The sequence below is a fragment of the Ferdinandcohnia salidurans genome, assembly GCF_042680725.1.
In the GTDB taxonomy this organism is placed as follows: domain Bacteria; phylum Bacillota; class Bacilli; order Bacillales; family Bacillaceae_L; genus Ferdinandcohnia; species Ferdinandcohnia salidurans.
The window spans coordinates 507,206-524,617 of the sequence record NZ_JBHUEK010000007.1 but is presented as its reverse complement, the minus strand read 5'-3'; the positions used below and the strand labels follow the sequence as shown (position 1 = coordinate 524,617).

Here is a 17,412-nt window from a genome sequence, read left to right as displayed (position 1 = left end):
CAAAAGGAGAACAATGTCTAAATTGTCCTCCTTTTTTATTTTATAATTCTCTATTCAATAGGGACAACTGTTCACGATCAATTTCATCATCATGATCCTCAAGCAGATTTTCCGAATGCAAAGCATCATAAGCGGGGTTCGTGATATAAAGTACCTGATTCTTCAGATGTTCATCCTTCTTCATGAAATACCATCCTTTCCCATTTATTATGATACTAATATGGCTCTTTTAAGCTTACTTTACACATTGCACTCAACAAAAAAAGCCATCTAGCAGGTAGATGGCGGGATTCTCTTACTATAATTAAATTCTGTTATACTGGAGTCGCTAAAAGTTCATTAAGGTGTTTATCAATCTGCTCAAAATAGGCAGGACCATCTGCACCGAATAAGCCAAAATGACCACAATTGCTGTTAATTACACGAAGTTCACTGTTAGCTATCAATTTTTGTTCTGCTTCACAATCACGCGGTGGGAAGAACATGTCTTCATCAATTGGCATAACAAATGTTTTGGCTTGGATTCTTCCAAGTGCTACTTCAAGATTTCCATTTGTCATTCGACTTACATCACCTCGTTGCCATTTCCACGCCATTGTTAATAGGGCGTTTGGATCCATCGCTGCAAAAAGTGGCTGTAAAAAGCCGTTGACGAATTCATCGACAGAATTGACACCAAATTGACGCCATTTTTCCTGTTTGTAAAATTCTGTACTAAGTCCCATAACAGCCCATATTTTAGCATGCCTGTTTAATCCGTCGACCACTTCTGTACAAGACTTGTAGTTTCCATGGTTCCAGCCGGGATCTGAAGTAATCGCTTCGATTAGTGTATCCGTAAAGATGAAATCATGTGTCGTATTCTTGGCAGTACCAGCAATCGGAGCAGCACGTTTAACCATATCGGGATATCTAACTGCCCATTCGTATGTTTGTTGTGCTCCCATTGACCCGCCAACAACTAACTCAATTTCATTGATACCATATTTTTCAGTAAGGAATTGATGCTGAGCTCGTACATCATCAGCAATTCTTACATCTGGGAAATCTGACATACTTATTGGAGCAGGGCTGTTATGAGGTGAGCTTGAAAGACCATTTCCAATTTGGTTAATGATTACGATAAAGTATTTAGAAGGGTCCAATGCTCGTCCTTCGCCGATATATGGTTCATAGGCTTTATTTGTACCAGAAAACCAAGTAGGAATGACAATAGCATTATCTTTTGCTTCGTTAAGTTCTCCGAATGTAGCATAGGCGAGTTGACAGTTTGGAATGATGCCACCTTCCTCGAGTTTGAAATCTCCTAAATTAAATAGTTCATAGGGTCCATGGAATTCTTGTGTATAAAATGAATTTTCGATCAATATAGCAACCACCTTTCTTTTAATGAAATCTATTAATACAATATATAGGTGAAATCTGTTATTAAGAACTACTAGATGGACAAACCTTTAAATAAAATTTGTGAGGTGAAAAAAATTTTTTTCAAAAGGAAGCACATTTTCATAACCTCATCATATACTACTTATTGTGTGAGAAAAATGTTAGAAGGGAAGTACGGAAAATGAGCAACGAGATTAAAACACCAGTGACAAATGATTACAAGGATAGTGAAGGGTATAAAGTAATTGAAGTCAACCTCAACAATCCAACAGAAAACCTATTTGCAGTCGTAACTCCTATTAAAATGCAGTAACAGTAACGAATTCAAAAAACTGTCTTTTCGTACGTATTCTTACATAGAAAAGATAGTTTTTTTATTTTGTAATAAAAGGAGCTTCAAGTACAATTAGGATATCGAATCTTTTAAAGGAGCAATACAATGGACGATTTAAACCATCTCGTTACGATATTCGAAAAACATAGTAATCCCGAAAACGCAGTACCGATGCAAAAGTATATGAAAAACCATTTTCCATTCCTTGGGATAAAAACACCTTTAAGAAGACAATTAACACGTGATTTCTATAAAGAAACAGGTATTTTAAAACAGGATTTAAATCTTGAACTTGTCACACAGTTGTGGATGAAGGATGAACGGGAATACCAATATGCTGCACAGGATTACTTAGTTAAATCTATTAAAAGGATTGATAGTAGCCATTTACCTTTTATAGAGAATCTCATTATTACAAAATCCTGGTGGGATACTGTCGATGTTCTTTCTCCACATCTAGTTGGCAATATAGCTAAAGTAACACCTAGTATAATAGAAGAAAAAATTGAAGGTTGGGCTTTTGGGAAACACTTATGGCTTACACGTTCATCCATTCTTTTTCAGTTAAAATATAAGGAAGAAACAAATGAAACCATCCTCTACAAATACATAAAAGCCAACGCTAATAGTAAAGAATTTTTCATCCAAAAAGCAATTGGCTGGGCTTTGCGCGAGTACTCAAAGACAAACCCTAATTCAGTCCGTCACTTTATAAATGATACAACATTGCCAAAGCTAAGTGTTAGAGAAGGTAGTAAATATATTTAAGGCCAGGAATTTCCCGGCCTTTACTTAATCACTCCTAAAATGGTGTACTTACCAGATTTAAACTGGTATTTGATTTCATAAGTTTCACCTTTACTAAATTGAGCACAAAAATCCTCTACCTCTTTTTTATCTTCGCTATAAAACTGATACACGGAGTAAGGATCACTAACATTACAACTGTACTTTCCATCTCCATTTTTTTCGGATGATACTGATACTTCCTGAATAATTATTGAAGTTTCTTTCTCATAGGAGGGGCGAAGATTACCAGAACTCATGGTCACAACAATAATGAATAATCCTATTAAACTTATAATAAACGCCTTTTTCTTTTCCATTTTCACAAAAAACATAAAGATACCGCAACCAACCGCGCCGATTCCTACTGCAAATAGAGCTATCATTAAGTAAAATAACATCCCAGCACTCCTTTCTATAAATAGAATATTCAGACTGTTATCCATATTATACCATATAATGAATCTTAGAATCTTGAAACCATCAAATACCTTTACATTTTTGCAAGTACATACTATCCTTATAGAAAGAATATTCGTAAACTACTAGGGGTGCCCGACTGGGCTGAGAGAAAAGCGTGCGTTTTTTAACCCTTTGGACCTGATCCGGATTATACCGGCGGAGGAAAGTAGAGTGGAAAATGTCCATTTTCTCTTGATACCTTAAGCCAGGTCCATTTATGTGGAACTGGCTTTTTTGCGTTGTTCTTATTTACTATATGAGGAGGCTACTTGAATGAAACTACAAAATCAGGTTATTCTCGTTACCGGTGGTGCACGTGGATTAGGAAAGGAAATCGTAAAAGCTTTTGCTAATGAAGGGACAAAGGTGGTAATTAACTATTTTCAAAGTGAAGACAAAGCTCGTTCTCTACAAGAAGAAATTGGTAAAAATGCGATTGCCATTCAAGCTGATGTAAGGAATCGTGAACAAGTAAAGAGCCTATTTGTTAAAGCGAAAAATTATTTTGATCAACCTATAACAACCGTTGTAAATAATGCCTTAATCAATTTTCGTTTTGACCCAATCGCAAGAAAGAACGCAGAAAATATTTCTTGGGAGGATTTTCACGCACAACTCGAAGGAGCAATAAAAGGAGCATTACACACAACACAAGCAGCCCTTCCAGACATGAAGGAACTTGGTTTTGGACGTATTGTAACAATTGGTACGAATCTCTTTCAAAATCCTGTTGTTGCTTACCATGATTACAACACAAGCAAGGCAGCACTTTTAGGATTCACTCGGAACATGGCAAAAGACCTTGGTTCATATGGAATAAACGTAAACATGATTTCTGGAGGATTACTTCAAACAACTGATGCGAGTTCTGCAACATCTGAAGAAGTTTTCCAATTGATTAAGGAATCTACACCACTTCAAAAAGTAACAACACCAGAAGATGTAGCAAACGCAGTTCTTTTCTTTGCATCACCTTGGGGTAAAGGGGTAACAGGTCAAAACCTTATTGTTGACGGCGGTTTGGTAATGAATTAAATCAGTAATGGGGGATTCATCTTGAGTAAAACACTAAAAATGACGTTAACAGCAATGCTTGTCGCTATCGGAACAGTTACAAGTCATTTATTTGCCATACCAATAGGCTTCACAAAGGTATTTCCTATGCAGCACTTTATTAATGTCTTGTCAGCGGTTATCTTAGGTCCAGCATATGCCGTGCTTCAAGCTTTTTCTGTGTCCTTACTTCGAAACATGCTTGGAACTGGCTCTTTGTTTGCCTTTCCAGGGAGTATGATAGGGGCTTTTTTAGCAGCATTCCTATATTCCAAAACGGGGAAGGCTTCAATGGCAATGACAGGTGAAATAATTGGAACAGGGTTCTTAGGGGCAATAGCTTGTTACCCAATTGCCACACTTATTCTTGGACAGGATGCAGCCATTTTTGGTTTCATACCTTCGTTTATTTTCAGCTCAATTGTGGGATCTATTTTTGGATTTATCATTGTTGGAATCGTATTAAAAAATCCCGCCTTCAAAACATATCAAGAACGAAACTTCTAATACCTAAAAAAAGACTAAACTTGTATGTTTAGTCTTTTTTAGAACACTAATCCACCAATGATATATAACACAACAGCGATGATTCCCCCTATTGATGAAACCTTCAATTTATATTGTGCATACTCAACTAGATCTAAATCTAAAATTGATGCCGTAGTTATCGTTGTGTCACCAAGTGGGGAAGTCAAAGCTCCAAATGCACCGCTCGCAAAAACAGCTCCGACGGTTAGTGGGATGGAGGCACCAGTTGATAGGGCCAAAGCAATTCCAAGCGGCATAAATAACCCCCAAGTTCCCCAAGAGGAACCAATAAAGTACCCAACAACTGACCCGATTAGAAAAATCGTCGCAGGTGTTAAAAATCCTGGTAAAAATGACCCTAAAGTGGAACTAATAAATTCGGAAAATCCGAGTTCCTCAGCAGATAAAGTAAGAGCCCAAATAAGAATGAGAAGGGTAATCGCCTGCATCATTTGGTTTCCACCATCGTAAAAATGATACATAATTTCATGTAATTTCTGCTTTCGGATCACATAAAACACAAAAGTGAAAATGAGTGTGATAAATACAGCCAGCAGCATGACAAAAGTTGCATCGGCCATTGAAAAAGCTTCAAAGACCGTTTGAGCACCAAGTGATCTGCCGTTTTCCCATAGTAGATAGAGAGATAATCCTAAAAGTAAAAACACCGGTACAATTAAATGCCAAGGTTGCGCTTTTACAAGAGAAAGTTCTTTCTTAATTCCCATTCGGTGAAATTCATGATCATGTTCTTCCTCATCTGCGTGGTGTTGGGATTTATGGCTTTTTTTTGATGGCCAAAACGTTTGGATGATTCCAATAAGAAGCATCACAATCGCATAAAAATTAAACAAAATACTCAATAAAAATACTTGATAGGCTGACATCCCTAAATCAAGTCCTTTAATGCCACCTTCGACAAGTGAAACCATAAATCCAACAAATGCAGTTGCGACAGGTAATAGAACAATAACCGATTCGGTTGAAATATCTAATGTCATCCCGACCTTCTGTTTTGATAGGTTCATTTTTTTTATGAGTTGTTTTATGATGGGTCCAATCATCATAATCCGAAACATTGGCATCATAAAGGTAAAAGGGAGGGTGAGCCAAATTAATCCTAGAAGGCCACGTTCAGTCTTGATTTTCTCTCCAATCCATTCCGTAAATCCTTTGATACCCCCGGCAATGTTCATCATCCCAACTAAACCACCAAAAACATATAAAAAGCTTACGATTTTAATATTAGTTGGATCAGATAGAGTCGTCACAATATATGTAATTGATTGCTGGGTTCCACCTAATATATCAGATGTAACAAGGATTGCCCCAACCAATAATCCTAAAACAAGTCCAGGTAAAATATCCTTTAACCAAATCGCCATACCAATTACAATTAAAAAAGGAATAAGTGAGATCCATGAATGTTCCAAACCATAATCCTCCAATATCGAAAATGTTCATTTGGTTAGTATGACCAATTTGGGAGAGGAGTATTTTTAGTAAGGGGAGTTAAGGGTTATGAAACAGAATTCTAAGGAGGAGAGTTTAGTAATGGATATAGATATTAGAAGGCCGAAAATCGAAGATAAGGATGAGCTTCATCACTTTTTTAGTGATGTCATTATGGACACTTTTGCAAAAGAAAGGATAGCTTATTTAACAAAAGATATAGACGAGGAAATTGAAACAAAAAAGAGTTATCTCCACTGCTATTATGAAAGCGGGGGCAAGAACCGATATTTCCTTCTAGCCACCCATGACAGTACAATTGTCGGAACCATTGAGTACGGGCCTGCAAGTCGTTTAATCTGCAAAACGCATCATGCTTATTCTGGTCTAGTTGAAATTGGAACAGTTTTCGTCCATCCGAAATACCAGAGAAAAGGCATTGGCACCTTGTTATTGCAGTCTATATTTACGATTTTAAAGGATAGGGAGATAGAAGAGTTTTGTTTAGATAGCGGGTATAAGAATGCACAAAAATATTGGGAAAATAAATTTGGTAATCCAGATGTTATTTTAAAGGATTACTGGGGTGAAAGTTTTGACCATATGATATGGAGAATCAAGGTAAGTAAAGATTAGGAGTATACACAGTTTTACGAGAAATGGTATACTCCCTGGAGATTTCAGTAGTGATATAGAAATACTGTCACATTTTCATTTTCATCTATTGTTCCAAGTAGAATTTCATTAAGTGTAACATGTTTGTAGGTGGTTGAAATTTTTTGTAACAGCCAATCTTCATTTTTACCAATTTGCTGTAATTCGTTAAAGTCAATCTTTTTCTCCTTGATTAAAGTCCTAGGATAATTGAAAGGTTTTATAGGTTTGTTAATGGTACTCGGGGTAAATGGTTGGTGTTCACTTTTTAAAAAGATTGAAAAAGAACCACCGGGCTCCCAAAACGCAAGTGCAACCTTCTGAATATCTTCAGTACTCTTCATCCTTAATTCTGATAATAGTACATCAATTGAAATCCGTGCTTTGTTCAAATTTTTATAAAGTATATTTCCATTTTCAATCAGTAGGATAGGAGAGGGGATAAACAATTTTCTTATTCTATGTGAACGTAAACTTAATAAAATACCAATCAAATACAAGATCAAAATTACAGTCATTGTAATCATCGAGCCTTTTAAACCTAAACCCTCATCTGATAATGGATGAGCAATAATATTTCCAATTAGTAAGACAATAACAAAGTCAAGAAGCCCGACCTGAGAAATCGTTCGCTGCCCCATCATTCTAGCTATCACGATAAAGAATGCAAAACCTACAATTGCTCTGAGTATCCATTCAACCGCAGTGAGATGCTCTTGGGAAGCAAAAAAATGCATATCTATTCCACCTTAACCTAATTTTTCCTAGTTAGTTTGTACTAATTAGATTATTACTATTAAATTTTGCAATCTTTAGCACAGCAAAAAAACACTTTCTATCGATGCGAATAGAAAGCGTTTTAATCTACTTTAGAATAATCCTACCAATTGTTGAAATGATAAAATTACAAACAGGATCAAACAAGCTATTAATACAATGTTAGATAGTAAATTATTTCTATACTCTTTTCCAACACGCTTGGAGTTAAGCAACCACAATAAACTTATCGATAAAAATGGCATAAACAGAGCACCAAGCGCACCGTACAAAATTATTAATTCAACTGGTTTACCAAAAAATAAAAGAAGCATAGGAGGGAAGGTTAACCATGCTAAATACGCACGATATGCTGGATCTTTTTCAGTAACTGATCGATGATATTCTTTTTTCATTAGTCGTACAAAATCTGCAAATAGATAAGGAACCCCATTCCAAACTCCTAAAAGAGAAGAAAATGCCGCAGCCCAAAATCCAATTAAGAAGAGCCATGTGAATACGCTACCAAATTTATCCCCAATCATTTCAGATAATTGATATAACCCTTGCTCTCCCTGAATTTCTATTCCACTACCATAGAGAAACTGACTTCCTACTATTAATAGAGAAAGAGTGAACAACGCAGTCATAAAATAGGCTGCCTTTGCGTCTAACCTCATCATCGGAATCCATTCTTTTCCTTTCCAGCCTTTTTCTCTTAACCAATAACCATACGAAGCCATCGTGATTGTTCCACCAACACCACCAATTAGTCCGAGTGTAAGCATGAAGGAACCTTTTGGAACAGTTGGGACAAACCCCTTTAATAAATCACCAATGTTAGGGAGGAATAACATTGCAGAACCAACTACTGAAACAAACATTAGACCAATTAGAAACATCATTACTTTTTCAAATAGGAGATAACGACCACTCCAAATGAGAAGGAATCCTACGATTGCGTGAATAACAGCCCATGCCCAAAAGGGGAGAACGGGGAACATCGCGCTCATTGCCAAAGCACAGGCAGAGGTTGCCGCAGCTCCATACACAAATCCCCAAATGACAGAGTAAATACCGAAATAGCCAGTAGCCCATTTCCCCATTTGTTGCCAGCCTTCGATGATTGTTTTACCTGTACCAAGGTGCAAACGACCCACACCTTCATTTAAAAAGTATTTAAAAATAGAACCAAGAATAATTGCCCAAACAAATACTAGACCAAAACCTGCTCCTGCAACCAATGCTGCGACAAGGTCACCGGTTCCGACACCCGTTGCCGCTGCAACAAAACCTGGGCCAATCATCGCTATTTTCTTTTTATAACTCGTAGGTGCCTGTATTCGCGTATTAAGATTTAGATTTGACATAAAGTGCCCCCTTTGTCATGTTATTTGAATATTTCAATAATCCTATAGTCTAAAATTTTATCACACACTAGTTAAATAAACTTGATGCAAATGGTCTGAATATTCCTAGGAAAATTTCCTCAAGCAGGAAAGTTTGTTTCTTTCCTTTCAGTTGATAAAATAGGACTGAAGAAAAATGGAAGAAGGGATTCATGAAATGACAAATATAAATATACCAGTCTCCGTTCTAAACCTTGCTCCAATCCGCAAAGGACAGAATGAGAAAGACGCAATTGATGCTATGGTTGATCTAGCCAAAGCAACAGAAGAAATGGGATACACACGTTATTGGATAGCTGAACACCACAACTCACCAACACTGGTTAGTTCAGCAACACCAATTTTAATAAAACATACATTAGAACATACCGAAAAAATCCGGGTTGGATCAGGAGGTATCATGCTTCCAAATCATTCACCACTTGTTGTGGCTGAACAATTTGGAACAATGGCGACCATTTATCCAGATCGACTTGATTTAGGGCTTGGCCGTGCACCAGGAACGGACATGATGACCGCAAGTGCTTTAAGACGCTCACATAATGATTCTGTCTATACTTTCCCTAATGATGTAAATGCCTTGCTCACATACTTTGGACCAATGGAAAAACAAGGCTATGTAAAAGCTTATCCGGGAGTTGGTACAAATGTACCAATATATATTCTTGGTTCCTCAACGGATTCCGCATATTTGGCTGCCAAATTAGGACTGCCATATGTATTTGCATCACATTTTGCACCTCGGTTCATGGAAGAAGCAATTTCCATTTACCGCAAACGTTTTGAACCATCGGAATATTTAAGCTCACCATACATGATGGTTTGCCTAAATGTAATTGCTACAGAAACCGATGAAGAGGCTAAACGGGAACTAACAACCATGCAACAATTTTTCCTAAATGTTGTTCGTGGTACACAAACCCCGTTACAGCCACCCGTTGATAATATGGATGAACTGTGGAATCAGCCTGAAAAAGAAATGGCAACTTCTATGTCCAGCGTTACATTATTAGGAAGCAAAGATTCCATCCGGAACCAATTAACAAGCTTCCAAGAAAAATATAATGTCGATGAACTAATGGCCGTTTCGTACATCTATGATCCTAATAAACAAAAACGTTCGTATGAGATACTAAAAGAAGTTGTAGATGGAAAGTAATTGATTTTTGCTCGAGTAGTGGGAGCTTTTATTATTTATTGGGCGATTAGAAGCAAATTGCTTCACATTAATCTATAAACTTGATACAATAAAGTGTAATTAAATAATGATCTATCTTCGGGGCCGGGTGAAAATCCCGACCGGCGGTGATGAGTTTATTCTCTAAGCCCGCGAGCCGCAAGGCAGGATTTGGTGCGATTCCAAAGCCGACAGTATAGTCTGGATGGGAGAAGATGGAGGTTCTGCGCGTTCAAAAATTTTTACGTTTTGAACGTTTATTAAGCATGCCTTTACATTAACTCCCTCAAGAAACTATTCTTGGGGGTTTTTATTTGGGTATGTCTTAACAAGCTGAACCTTTCTTCTTTTGAGGTGGATCGACAAAAGAGGAGAGGAAAGAAAAATGAAAAAAATACCTTTACGTCAATTTGTGGCAATTGCAATGTTGAGTACGATTTCGTACATCCTAATGTTCTTCAATTTTCCATTGCCAACATTCCCAAGCTTCTTGAACGTCGACTTTAGTGATGTTCCAGCTTTACTAGCAGCACTTATTTTTGGACCAATGGCCGGTATCTTAGTTGAATTATTCAAAAACATGATTGATTATTTTATTACCGGCAGTGAAACAGGTGTACCCGTCGGTCACATCTCAAACTTTGTAGCCGGGATTATATTTGTTCTAACAACCTACTACATTTTTAAACTATTAAAAACAAAATTAGGCCTAACAATCGGATTAATTGGCGGCACAGCCATGATGGCAATCATCATGAGTGTTCTTAACTATTATGTCTTCTTACCGGCATTCAACTTTTTCTTGAATATCCCGGCGATGTCATCACCAGAAACACTCAAAATGGTGGTTTACGCAATCCTACCGTTTAACTTACTAAAAGGATTGATTGTGGCAACAATCTTCATGCTGTTGTATGCTCGCTTACATCCGTGGATTAATAAACAAGCGTCGTCTATATAGAGTTATGTAATGTCAGGCACCCAGGTTGGGTGCCTGTTTTTGGTATTAGAGAAGTCTTCGGAGACAATCGGAACTTACTCTTTGATTAAATGTCTCTGAGAGTATCTCTCTAAGACAAAACTAGTCAGTCTTCTTTTTTATTGTCCTTGAGACGCGCTCTCTAATACAAAGTCCAGCAATTCTCAGACTAAATGTCTTTGACACTGCTGCTCTAAGACAAAACACTGTTTGTTCTCTTTTTAATTGTCCCTGAGACACGCTCTCGAGGACAAAATCCAACGATTCTCAGAATATATGTCTTTGACACGCTACTCAGAGAAATACCGAATTAGCTTGTCTGTTAGAAAAATGATTGTAAACTAACTTTGTTTATTCATAGTATGTCCATCTATTGTTGCTAACAGCTTTATAACTCTTATCCAAAATTCTCTGTATTCTCTTCTTAGAGTCCACAATCCTACACCATTCCTGCACCAAATTCGTCGTAATCTTATATTCTGCAAACAAAAGTTTTAATTCCTCTACACTTCGAATAACTGCATCGATAACCAATTCCTCATGACCACAGCCACTACAAATTCACTTTCTTCCAACAACATTCACAGAAAGTGACCCACAATTCACACAACAAATCCCTTTTCGCAAGTCACTATACTTATATTTTGGTAATATACGATACGGAGACTCCTCCATATGCAATGATAGTAGCTTGTCCGCTAGTACTTGATGGTTCTTATTTAATTTTGCAGTAGACTTATTTAGGTTTTGGAAAAATGCATGTAATTGTGTTGGAAAGATAATGGGTTTTGTGAGTGATGCTTGGTATAGGGTGAAAGCAGGGTTTACAAATACTACGTAAGCTTGAATTGGTATTGTAAAACCATAACTTTGGAGCATTTGGCGCAGTAAGGATTCACTACGATGAAGCTGGTTAAGTGGATTGCTGACTTCTTTTTTTGGTTTCTTGTAGAGGATGTCTGATTCAAAATAATAATCACCCTCATAATTTTTCACTTCAAAAATATACAGTTTGTCTGGGGTAATTAGTAGGGTGTCAATTTGGAATGTGGTGTTATTATATTGGAGTAATAAATCATTTATAACCAAACATTCGCACTCTAACTTATTTGTATAAGAATCAAATAAAACTTCTCCTTCGTATCCTTTAATCAGATTTGAACAATATTGTTTTTCTTTTAATTCGTTTCTACTTTGTAATAATTTCATAATTCTAATCACAATAGATTCCGTTCGTTCCTTGTAAACCATACTCCACAACCTTTCGATTTAGTTTCAAATCTATTATACTCATTTTTCGCAACTAGCACCAGAAAATGGTAAACTATTTATACATATAGAAAAGGGGATGGAGCTATGAAAAAAAAGATCGTCCTTGCGGGTGGTACTGGGTTTGTGGGTACTTATTTTTATAAAAAATTCACTGAACTTGGCTATGACGTTAAAGTTATTTCTAGAAACGCACCAAACATAACTTGGAACGATAAAAGAGGGATTATACAAGCACTAGAGGATGCTGAAATGCTGGTTAACCTTGCCGGAAAGTCTGTAAATTGCAGATACAATGAGAAAAACAAACAAGAAATTCTCCATTCACGAACAGAAACAACAAAACTATTGGGAGATGCAATAAAAGAATGTAACAATCCACCAGCCATATGGATTAATTCTAGTACAGCTACAATCTATCGCCACGCGGAAGACAGACCGATGACCGAGGAAAGAGGTGAAATTGGAACTGGTTTCTCAGTAGAGGTAGCAAAAAGGTGGGAGGAGGCCTTTTTTTCCTTTACATTACCGAAAACAAGGCAAGTAGCTCTGCGTATTTCGATCGTCCTTGGTTCAGATGGAGGCGTAATGATTCCTTATAAAAACTTAGTTCGCTTTGGACTAGGAGGAATTCAGGGGCCTGGGACGCAGAAATTCAGTTGGATTCATATTGAAGATTTGTTCAATATCATTCTTTACATTCGGGACCACAACCACTTATCTGGAGTATTTAACTGTTCAACACCGAACCCCATTACAAATCGTGAGTTGATGAATGCCCTTAGAAGAGCTTTCAATCGGAGACTGGGCTTGCCAGCACCAGCTTGGCTTCTTGAACTTGGTGCGATTTTTATAAGAACGGAAACGGAACTAATTTTAAAAAGTAGGTGGGTTATTCCAGAACGCCTCGTAAAAGAAGGTTTTACTTTTAGGTATCCCACAATCGACCAGGCTCTTGCACAAATAAAAAGTAAAAAATTTTGAAACTAATTTCCCATATATCCGTAAATAATACTATTAAAACTTAATGGAGGGGATTTTATGCAAGGTAAAGGCTGCGTTAAATGTGGAAGTACGAATGCGGGGACGAAGGATGTTTCGATGACAGGTTCAGGGATTACAAAAATGCTAGATATACAAAATAATCGTTTTACTGTGGTCTATTGTAAGAGTTGTGGATACTCCGAATTTTATAACAAGGATTCTTCGAAAGCATCAAACATACTTGATTTATTCTTTGGATAATTGTTGAAGGGGACAAATTAATCATGCTGCAAAAGTTCACTTTACAAACAAATAAGCGTGACCAAATGATCGATGTAACTGATAAAGTTCAAGACGTAGTTGATCAAAGCAGAATGAAAGAGTGCGTAGTGGTCGTATATTGCCCCCATACTACTGCTGGAATAACGATAAATGAAAATGCGGACCCTGATGTGAAGCGGGATATGTTACGTCGTTTCGATGAAGTCTACCCTTGGCATCATGAGTTAGACCGTCATAAGGAAGGAAACACTGCCGCTCATATGAAGTCAAGTACTGTCGGCGCATCACAACACGTAATTGTGACAGAAGGACGTTTACTATTGGGTACATGGCAGGGTATCTATTTTTGTGAGTTTGATGGTCCACGAACACGTACCTTTTATGTAAAAATCATATAAATAGGCGAATCCTGATAGATTCGCCTATTCACCGTTGTAAAAAACAATTTCACCTATATCTTGAATCCATTCTTAGCTTCAGTACCATCAGGATTTGCCCTCCAAGTTTCTCTTTCGTTCTCTCATTTACCTTAATCTCTTTCTAATATCTTCGGAGTATGTGTAGCAGAAATTTTTCCAAGCATTTGTTAAAATGGGAATAAGACTTATATTTTTGAATTTTTAGGAGGGGAATATCGATGGATGAACGTTATCCGATAGGAGAATTCCAATTTCAGGGGGATTTAACAGGGGAATTAGTCAGCAATTGGATTAATGAGATTGAGAAATTACCAGCATTAGTAAGGGCAGCAGTGAAGGATTTAACAGACCAACAGCTTGATACACCTTATCGTGAAGGTGGATGGACACTTCGACAGGTTGTTCATCATATTGCAGACGCATCGATGAATTCATATATTCGTTTTAAATTAGCTGCAACAGAAAATAATCCAGTTATTAAACCGTATGACGAAGCTGAATGGGCAAACCTTGCAGATTCGACTCTACCAGTTGATGCTTCATTAGCAATTATTGATGGTGTTCACAAGCGCTGGGTGACTCTTTTACAAAACTTTGCAAAGGACGAATTCCAACTGACCTATGTTCATCCAGAAGGTGGCGAAATGAAACTAGGTGTTTTTCTAGGATTCTGCGCTTGGCATGGGAATCATCATCTTGCACATATAACAACTACAGCAAAAAGGAAAAACTGGTAAATTAATTGCAATGTATCACATTTGCTTTTATGCTTACCTCGTAAAGAGTAAGTTCACCTCCCACTTTATACAGGCAGGCAAAGGTACTGCCTGTTATTCTTAAGTACTAAAGGAATATAGACTAGGTTTAAAGAATTTTATCGATAAAATAAGAGAGGAGGGTCTTTCTTGATTTATGAAATGACTTTTCAGTTTCGTGTCGCTGATATATCTAAGGGTCAAAAATGGTACGAAGCGCTGCTTCAGAAAAAGCCTGATTTTATCCCGCATGAAGGGTTTGCTGAGTGGGAGCTTCTCCCAGGGTGCTGGCTTCAAATTGCTGAAGGAGATAGCACTATAGGTTCCGGTCCATTAAGATTAGGAGTAGACAACCTTGAAAATGAGCGTGAAAGACTTATCAATGATTTAAAAATAGACCCTTTTGATATTTATTCAAGAGAAGATGTCCCAGTAAAATGGACTACATTTTCAGACCCTTGGGGAAATCATGTCGGATTATTTGAATACCATATTGAAGCAGAAAAAGAAGAACGTAAGAAAACAATTTTAGGGTTATAAATAATTGGAGGTCAAACAATGGCAAAGGGACATACAAAGACAAATGCCATGAGAATTTTAGATTCAAAAAAGATTCCATATGAAATCTATACATATGAAAGCAATGATGGAAAAATTGATGGGGTTTCTGTGGCAAAAAAGGTCGGAATAGACCCAAAACTAGTCTTTAAAACACTTGTAGCCCACAGCAATACAAAGGAGATCTTTGTGTTCGTGATTCCTGTAGAGGAAGAACTTGATCTTAAAAAAGCAGCAACTGTATCCGGTGTTAAAAAGGTAGAGATGATACCGGTTAAGGATATCCAAAAACTCACAGGATACATTAGAGGTGGGTGTTCTCCGATTGGTATGAAAAAAGCATATCCAACTTTTATTGACGAACAGGCTAACAATCTTGATAGTATTGTTGTAAGTGCTGGTAAAATCGGGATGCAAGTGGAATTAAAAGTAGATGACCTAATTGTCTCCACTAATGGTAGGATCGTAGATATCATTAAAGCTTAAGAGGTAACTATAAAATTTCAGCGCCACAGGTCTTCGAAAAACTCAATAAATTAATTCAAAACAAAACCTTCCATTTTCGGAAGGTTTTTTAGTGCAACTAGATGATTGTATTGATAAGTTAAATCTTTTCATGGTGACTTCCTAAATAATTTTTCTACTATTGTCCAAAAATAGGAAATGAATCGATAACTCGTTTTAATTCTTAGCATTGGAAGGATGTTTTTATATGGAATTTGTATGGAAAGCAATATTAATGGTAATGGCAGGCATTTTATTACTGAGAGTAGCCGGTAGAAAATCAATATCTCAAATGACGTTAGCTCAAACGGTTGTCATGATTTCGATTGGCTCTGTTATCATTCAGCCGATAGTTGAAAGTAGTGTTTGGAGAACAATAGGAGTAGCAGTTATCTTCATTGCATCACTTATTTTAATGGAATACTTGCAACTTAAGTTTAATTTTTTTGAGAAGTTTATCACAGGAAAATCGAAAATAATTGTAGATAATGGTGATTTGAATATAAAAAATATGAAAAAACTGAGATTTACTGTTGATCAATTGGAAATGCGCCTTCGCCAAAATGGAATTACAAATATTAAGGATGTTAAATATGTGACATTAGAGCCTAATGGGCAAATAGGATACGAATTACAGGATGATGCAAAGCCATTAACGGTTGGTGAATTTAAAAAACTGATAGGGCCACTCCTACAAAATCAACAGCAGCAACCTACAAATAAGTCACAACCTAATATTTTTGAAGAAATTAAAGACAAATATGAACAAGATAATCCCTCTCAATTTCATTAAAGGGTTGTTGAAAAAACGCTAATATGTTAATATATAAGTATCAAATATTTAAACTTAATACCCTTAAGGGGAGTAGCTTTTACAGCAAAGTCGTCATTACAGAGAATATTTCTCTCGGCTTTGTTGGCAACTATAACGTTGTTAGCAAGACCTTACCAATAACATGGTATAGGTCTTTTTTGTTTTTTTAAGGCCTATGTCGATTATGATGTAGGCTTTTTCTCATCCACTAAAAAGGAAAGGGAGTTCATAATGAATATATTTACAACGAAGAATTTACCATTATTTATCACAAAGGAGCTTGAGCAGCTACATAAGAAAATTAGTCCGATCATGGCGAAGACCTCAAAATATATATTCTGGTCATTTCCATTGATCACGATTTCACTAATCAACCTTGGTTTTTTACTATTTTTCATACCATTTACAAATGAAGCAATTCCATCACTTGTTATATTTGCAATCCTAGGAGCTATTGGATTTGCCTTATCAAAAGAAGCAAAATTGAAGAAAAAAGAAATGGAAGCAATTTCTTCCGAATATATCATTGAAAGAATTAAAAAGAGTGATGTAGTAACAGAAGGGCGTCAGAAAGACTATATTTCGAGACTACAAAGTCAGCCAAAGCTTGCTTTACACTTTTTTATCGAGTTTTTAAATGAGGAAAAACAGAGAGAAAAGCGAAATCTTTATTCATAAAGGAGTTTTAAAATAATGACGAAACGCATTATCGAAGCAAAGTCGAAGGAACCAGTCCCTGTAAAAAAAACGAAAAAAACAATCCACCAAATCCTTCTTAAGTTGCAAAGCCAAGGAGTAAATGCATCCCTTAGTAAAAAAAGAAGTAAATTTGTTTTAGGATCATAATGACA

Annotated in this window: 23 protein-coding genes and 2 riboswitches; of the genes, 16 read left to right on the top strand and 7 right to left on the bottom strand. The window is 36.6% G+C overall.

The window, feature by feature from the left end:
- Nucleotides 1–40 precede the first annotated feature (40 nt).
- Both ACFSFW_RS05505 and ACFSFW_RS05500 read right to left on the bottom strand, forming a co-directional pair.
- Nucleotides 41–184: a hypothetical protein gene (locus tag ACFSFW_RS05505; RefSeq protein WP_309099527.1), complete on the bottom strand. Its 144-nt coding sequence runs from the start codon at nt 182–184 to the stop codon at nt 41–43.
- 130 nt (nt 185–314) lie between these two features.
- A complete protein-coding gene (locus tag ACFSFW_RS05500; protein WP_388035858.1) occupies nt 315–1,367 on the bottom strand; it encodes an alpha/beta fold hydrolase in 1,053 nt (350 codons plus the stop codon).
- A gap of 200 nt (nt 1,368–1,567) precedes the next feature.
- Here ACFSFW_RS05500 and ACFSFW_RS05495 point away from each other — a divergent pair, with 200 nt between their 5' ends.
- Together ACFSFW_RS05495 and ACFSFW_RS05490 are read left to right on the top strand one after the other, a co-directional pair.
- Complete coding sequence (locus ACFSFW_RS05495; RefSeq protein WP_257215736.1) at nt 1,568–1,699, top strand: hypothetical protein; 132 nt, start codon at nt 1,568–1,570, stop codon at nt 1,697–1,699.
- Between the two features lie 126 nt (nt 1,700–1,825).
- Entirely contained in the window at nt 1,826–2,488 is a 663-nt protein-coding gene (locus ACFSFW_RS05490; RefSeq protein WP_388035855.1) for a DNA alkylation repair protein, read from the top strand.
- A gap of 20 nt (nt 2,489–2,508) precedes the next feature.
- Here ACFSFW_RS05490 and ACFSFW_RS05485 read toward each other — a convergent pair whose 3' ends face one another.
- Nucleotides 2,509–2,907, bottom strand: coding sequence for a hypothetical protein (locus ACFSFW_RS05485; protein ID WP_304214082.1), 399 nt, complete (start codon nt 2,905–2,907; stop codon nt 2,509–2,511).
- Nucleotides 2,908–3,043: 136 nt separating this feature from the next.
- Nucleotides 3,044–3,150, top strand: a riboswitch (TPP riboswitch).
- A gap of 91 nt (nt 3,151–3,241) precedes the next feature.
- Between ACFSFW_RS05485 and ACFSFW_RS05480 the strand changes: the two genes are divergently transcribed.
- Together ACFSFW_RS05480 and thiW are read left to right on the top strand one after the other, a co-directional pair.
- Entirely contained in the window at nt 3,242–4,003 is a 762-nt protein-coding gene (locus ACFSFW_RS05480; RefSeq protein WP_388035853.1) for a 3-oxoacyl-ACP reductase, read from the top strand.
- Nucleotides 4,004–4,024: 21 nt separating this feature from the next.
- Nucleotides 4,025–4,528 carry an energy coupling factor transporter S component ThiW gene (gene thiW, locus ACFSFW_RS05475; protein WP_304214080.1) on the top strand — a complete coding sequence of 168 codons (504 nt, stop codon included), beginning with the start codon at nt 4,025–4,027 and terminating at the stop codon, nt 4,526–4,528.
- Between the two features lie 38 nt (nt 4,529–4,566).
- Here the strand turns inward: thiW and ACFSFW_RS05470 are convergent, their stop codons facing one another.
- Nucleotides 4,567–5,982 (bottom strand): Na+/H+ antiporter NhaC family protein, encoded by a 1,416-nt coding sequence (locus ACFSFW_RS05470; protein ID WP_388035850.1) that lies wholly within the window; start codon nt 5,980–5,982, stop codon nt 4,567–4,569.
- Nucleotides 5,983–6,103: 121 nt separating this feature from the next.
- Here ACFSFW_RS05470 and ACFSFW_RS05465 point away from each other — a divergent pair, with 121 nt between their 5' ends.
- Entirely contained in the window at nt 6,104–6,637 is a 534-nt protein-coding gene (locus tag ACFSFW_RS05465; protein WP_388035847.1) for a GNAT family N-acetyltransferase, read from the top strand.
- Nucleotides 6,638–6,681: 44 nt separating this feature from the next.
- On the opposite strand, the gene ACFSFW_RS05460 is transcribed toward ACFSFW_RS05465, so the two are convergent.
- A complete protein-coding gene (locus tag ACFSFW_RS05460) occupies nt 6,682–7,392 on the bottom strand; it encodes a DUF421 domain-containing protein (protein WP_388035845.1) in 711 nt (236 codons plus the stop codon).
- Between the two features lie 132 nt (nt 7,393–7,524).
- Nucleotides 7,525–8,781, bottom strand: a complete 1,257-nt coding sequence (locus tag ACFSFW_RS05455; RefSeq protein WP_388035842.1) for an Nramp family divalent metal transporter — start codon at nt 8,779–8,781, stop codon at nt 7,525–7,527.
- Nucleotides 8,782–8,977: 196 nt separating this feature from the next.
- On the opposite strand from ACFSFW_RS05455, the gene ACFSFW_RS05450 reads away from it, so the two are divergent.
- Together ACFSFW_RS05450 and ACFSFW_RS05445 are read left to right on the top strand one after the other, a co-directional pair.
- Nucleotides 8,978–9,979, top strand: coding sequence for an LLM class flavin-dependent oxidoreductase (locus tag ACFSFW_RS05450; RefSeq protein WP_388036036.1), 1,002 nt, complete (start codon nt 8,978–8,980; stop codon nt 9,977–9,979).
- A gap of 109 nt (nt 9,980–10,088) precedes the next feature.
- Nucleotides 10,089–10,218, top strand: a riboswitch (FMN riboswitch).
- A 164-nt stretch (nt 10,219–10,382) separates the two neighbouring features.
- On the top strand, nt 10,383–10,958 hold the full coding sequence (locus ACFSFW_RS05445) for an ECF transporter S component (RefSeq protein ID WP_099363305.1): 576 nt from the start codon (nt 10,383–10,385) through the stop codon (nt 10,956–10,958).
- 579 nt (nt 10,959–11,537) lie between these two features.
- Here ACFSFW_RS05445 and ACFSFW_RS05440 read toward each other — a convergent pair.
- The gene (locus ACFSFW_RS05440) at nt 11,538–12,227 is read right to left on the bottom strand and encodes a nuclease-related domain-containing protein (RefSeq protein ID WP_388035838.1); all 690 of its coding nucleotides are present in this window, start codon (nt 12,225–12,227) and stop codon (nt 11,538–11,540) included.
- 105 nt (nt 12,228–12,332) lie between these two features.
- Between ACFSFW_RS05440 and ACFSFW_RS05435 the strand changes: the two genes are divergently transcribed.
- The 9 genes from ACFSFW_RS05435 (at nt 12,333) to ACFSFW_RS05395 (ending at nt 17,407) form a co-directional block, all read left to right on the top strand.
- Complete coding sequence (locus tag ACFSFW_RS05435) at nt 12,333–13,229, top strand: TIGR01777 family oxidoreductase (protein WP_388035835.1); 897 nt, start codon at nt 12,333–12,335, stop codon at nt 13,227–13,229.
- Nucleotides 13,230–13,286: 57 nt separating this feature from the next.
- Entirely contained in the window at nt 13,287–13,490 is a 204-nt protein-coding gene (locus ACFSFW_RS05430; RefSeq protein WP_304214066.1) for a zinc ribbon domain-containing protein, read from the top strand.
- Between the two features lie 23 nt (nt 13,491–13,513).
- Nucleotides 13,514–13,909 (top strand): secondary thiamine-phosphate synthase enzyme YjbQ, encoded by a 396-nt coding sequence (locus ACFSFW_RS05425; RefSeq protein WP_388035831.1) that lies wholly within the window; start codon nt 13,514–13,516, stop codon nt 13,907–13,909.
- Between the two features lie 239 nt (nt 13,910–14,148).
- On the top strand, nt 14,149–14,667 hold the full coding sequence (locus ACFSFW_RS05420) for a YfiT family bacillithiol transferase (protein WP_388035828.1): 519 nt from the start codon (nt 14,149–14,151) through the stop codon (nt 14,665–14,667).
- Nucleotides 14,668–14,835: 168 nt separating this feature from the next.
- Nucleotides 14,836–15,225, top strand: a complete 390-nt coding sequence (locus ACFSFW_RS05415; RefSeq protein WP_388035826.1) for a VOC family protein — start codon at nt 14,836–14,838, stop codon at nt 15,223–15,225.
- Between the two features lie 18 nt (nt 15,226–15,243).
- Complete coding sequence (gene ybaK, locus ACFSFW_RS05410) at nt 15,244–15,729, top strand: Cys-tRNA(Pro) deacylase (protein WP_304214062.1); 486 nt, start codon at nt 15,244–15,246, stop codon at nt 15,727–15,729.
- A 226-nt stretch (nt 15,730–15,955) separates the two neighbouring features.
- Nucleotides 15,956–16,540 carry a DUF421 domain-containing protein gene (locus ACFSFW_RS05405; protein ID WP_388035823.1) on the top strand — a complete coding sequence of 195 codons (585 nt, stop codon included), beginning with the start codon at nt 15,956–15,958 and terminating at the stop codon, nt 16,538–16,540.
- 252 nt (nt 16,541–16,792) lie between these two features.
- Nucleotides 16,793–17,239 (top strand): DUF5392 family protein, encoded by a 447-nt coding sequence (locus ACFSFW_RS05400; protein ID WP_388035820.1) that lies wholly within the window; start codon nt 16,793–16,795, stop codon nt 17,237–17,239.
- A gap of 15 nt (nt 17,240–17,254) precedes the next feature.
- The gene (locus ACFSFW_RS05395) at nt 17,255–17,407 is read left to right on the top strand and encodes a hypothetical protein (protein WP_304214056.1); all 153 of its coding nucleotides are present in this window, start codon (nt 17,255–17,257) and stop codon (nt 17,405–17,407) included.
- The last annotated feature ends 5 nt before the right edge of the window (nt 17,408–17,412 follow it).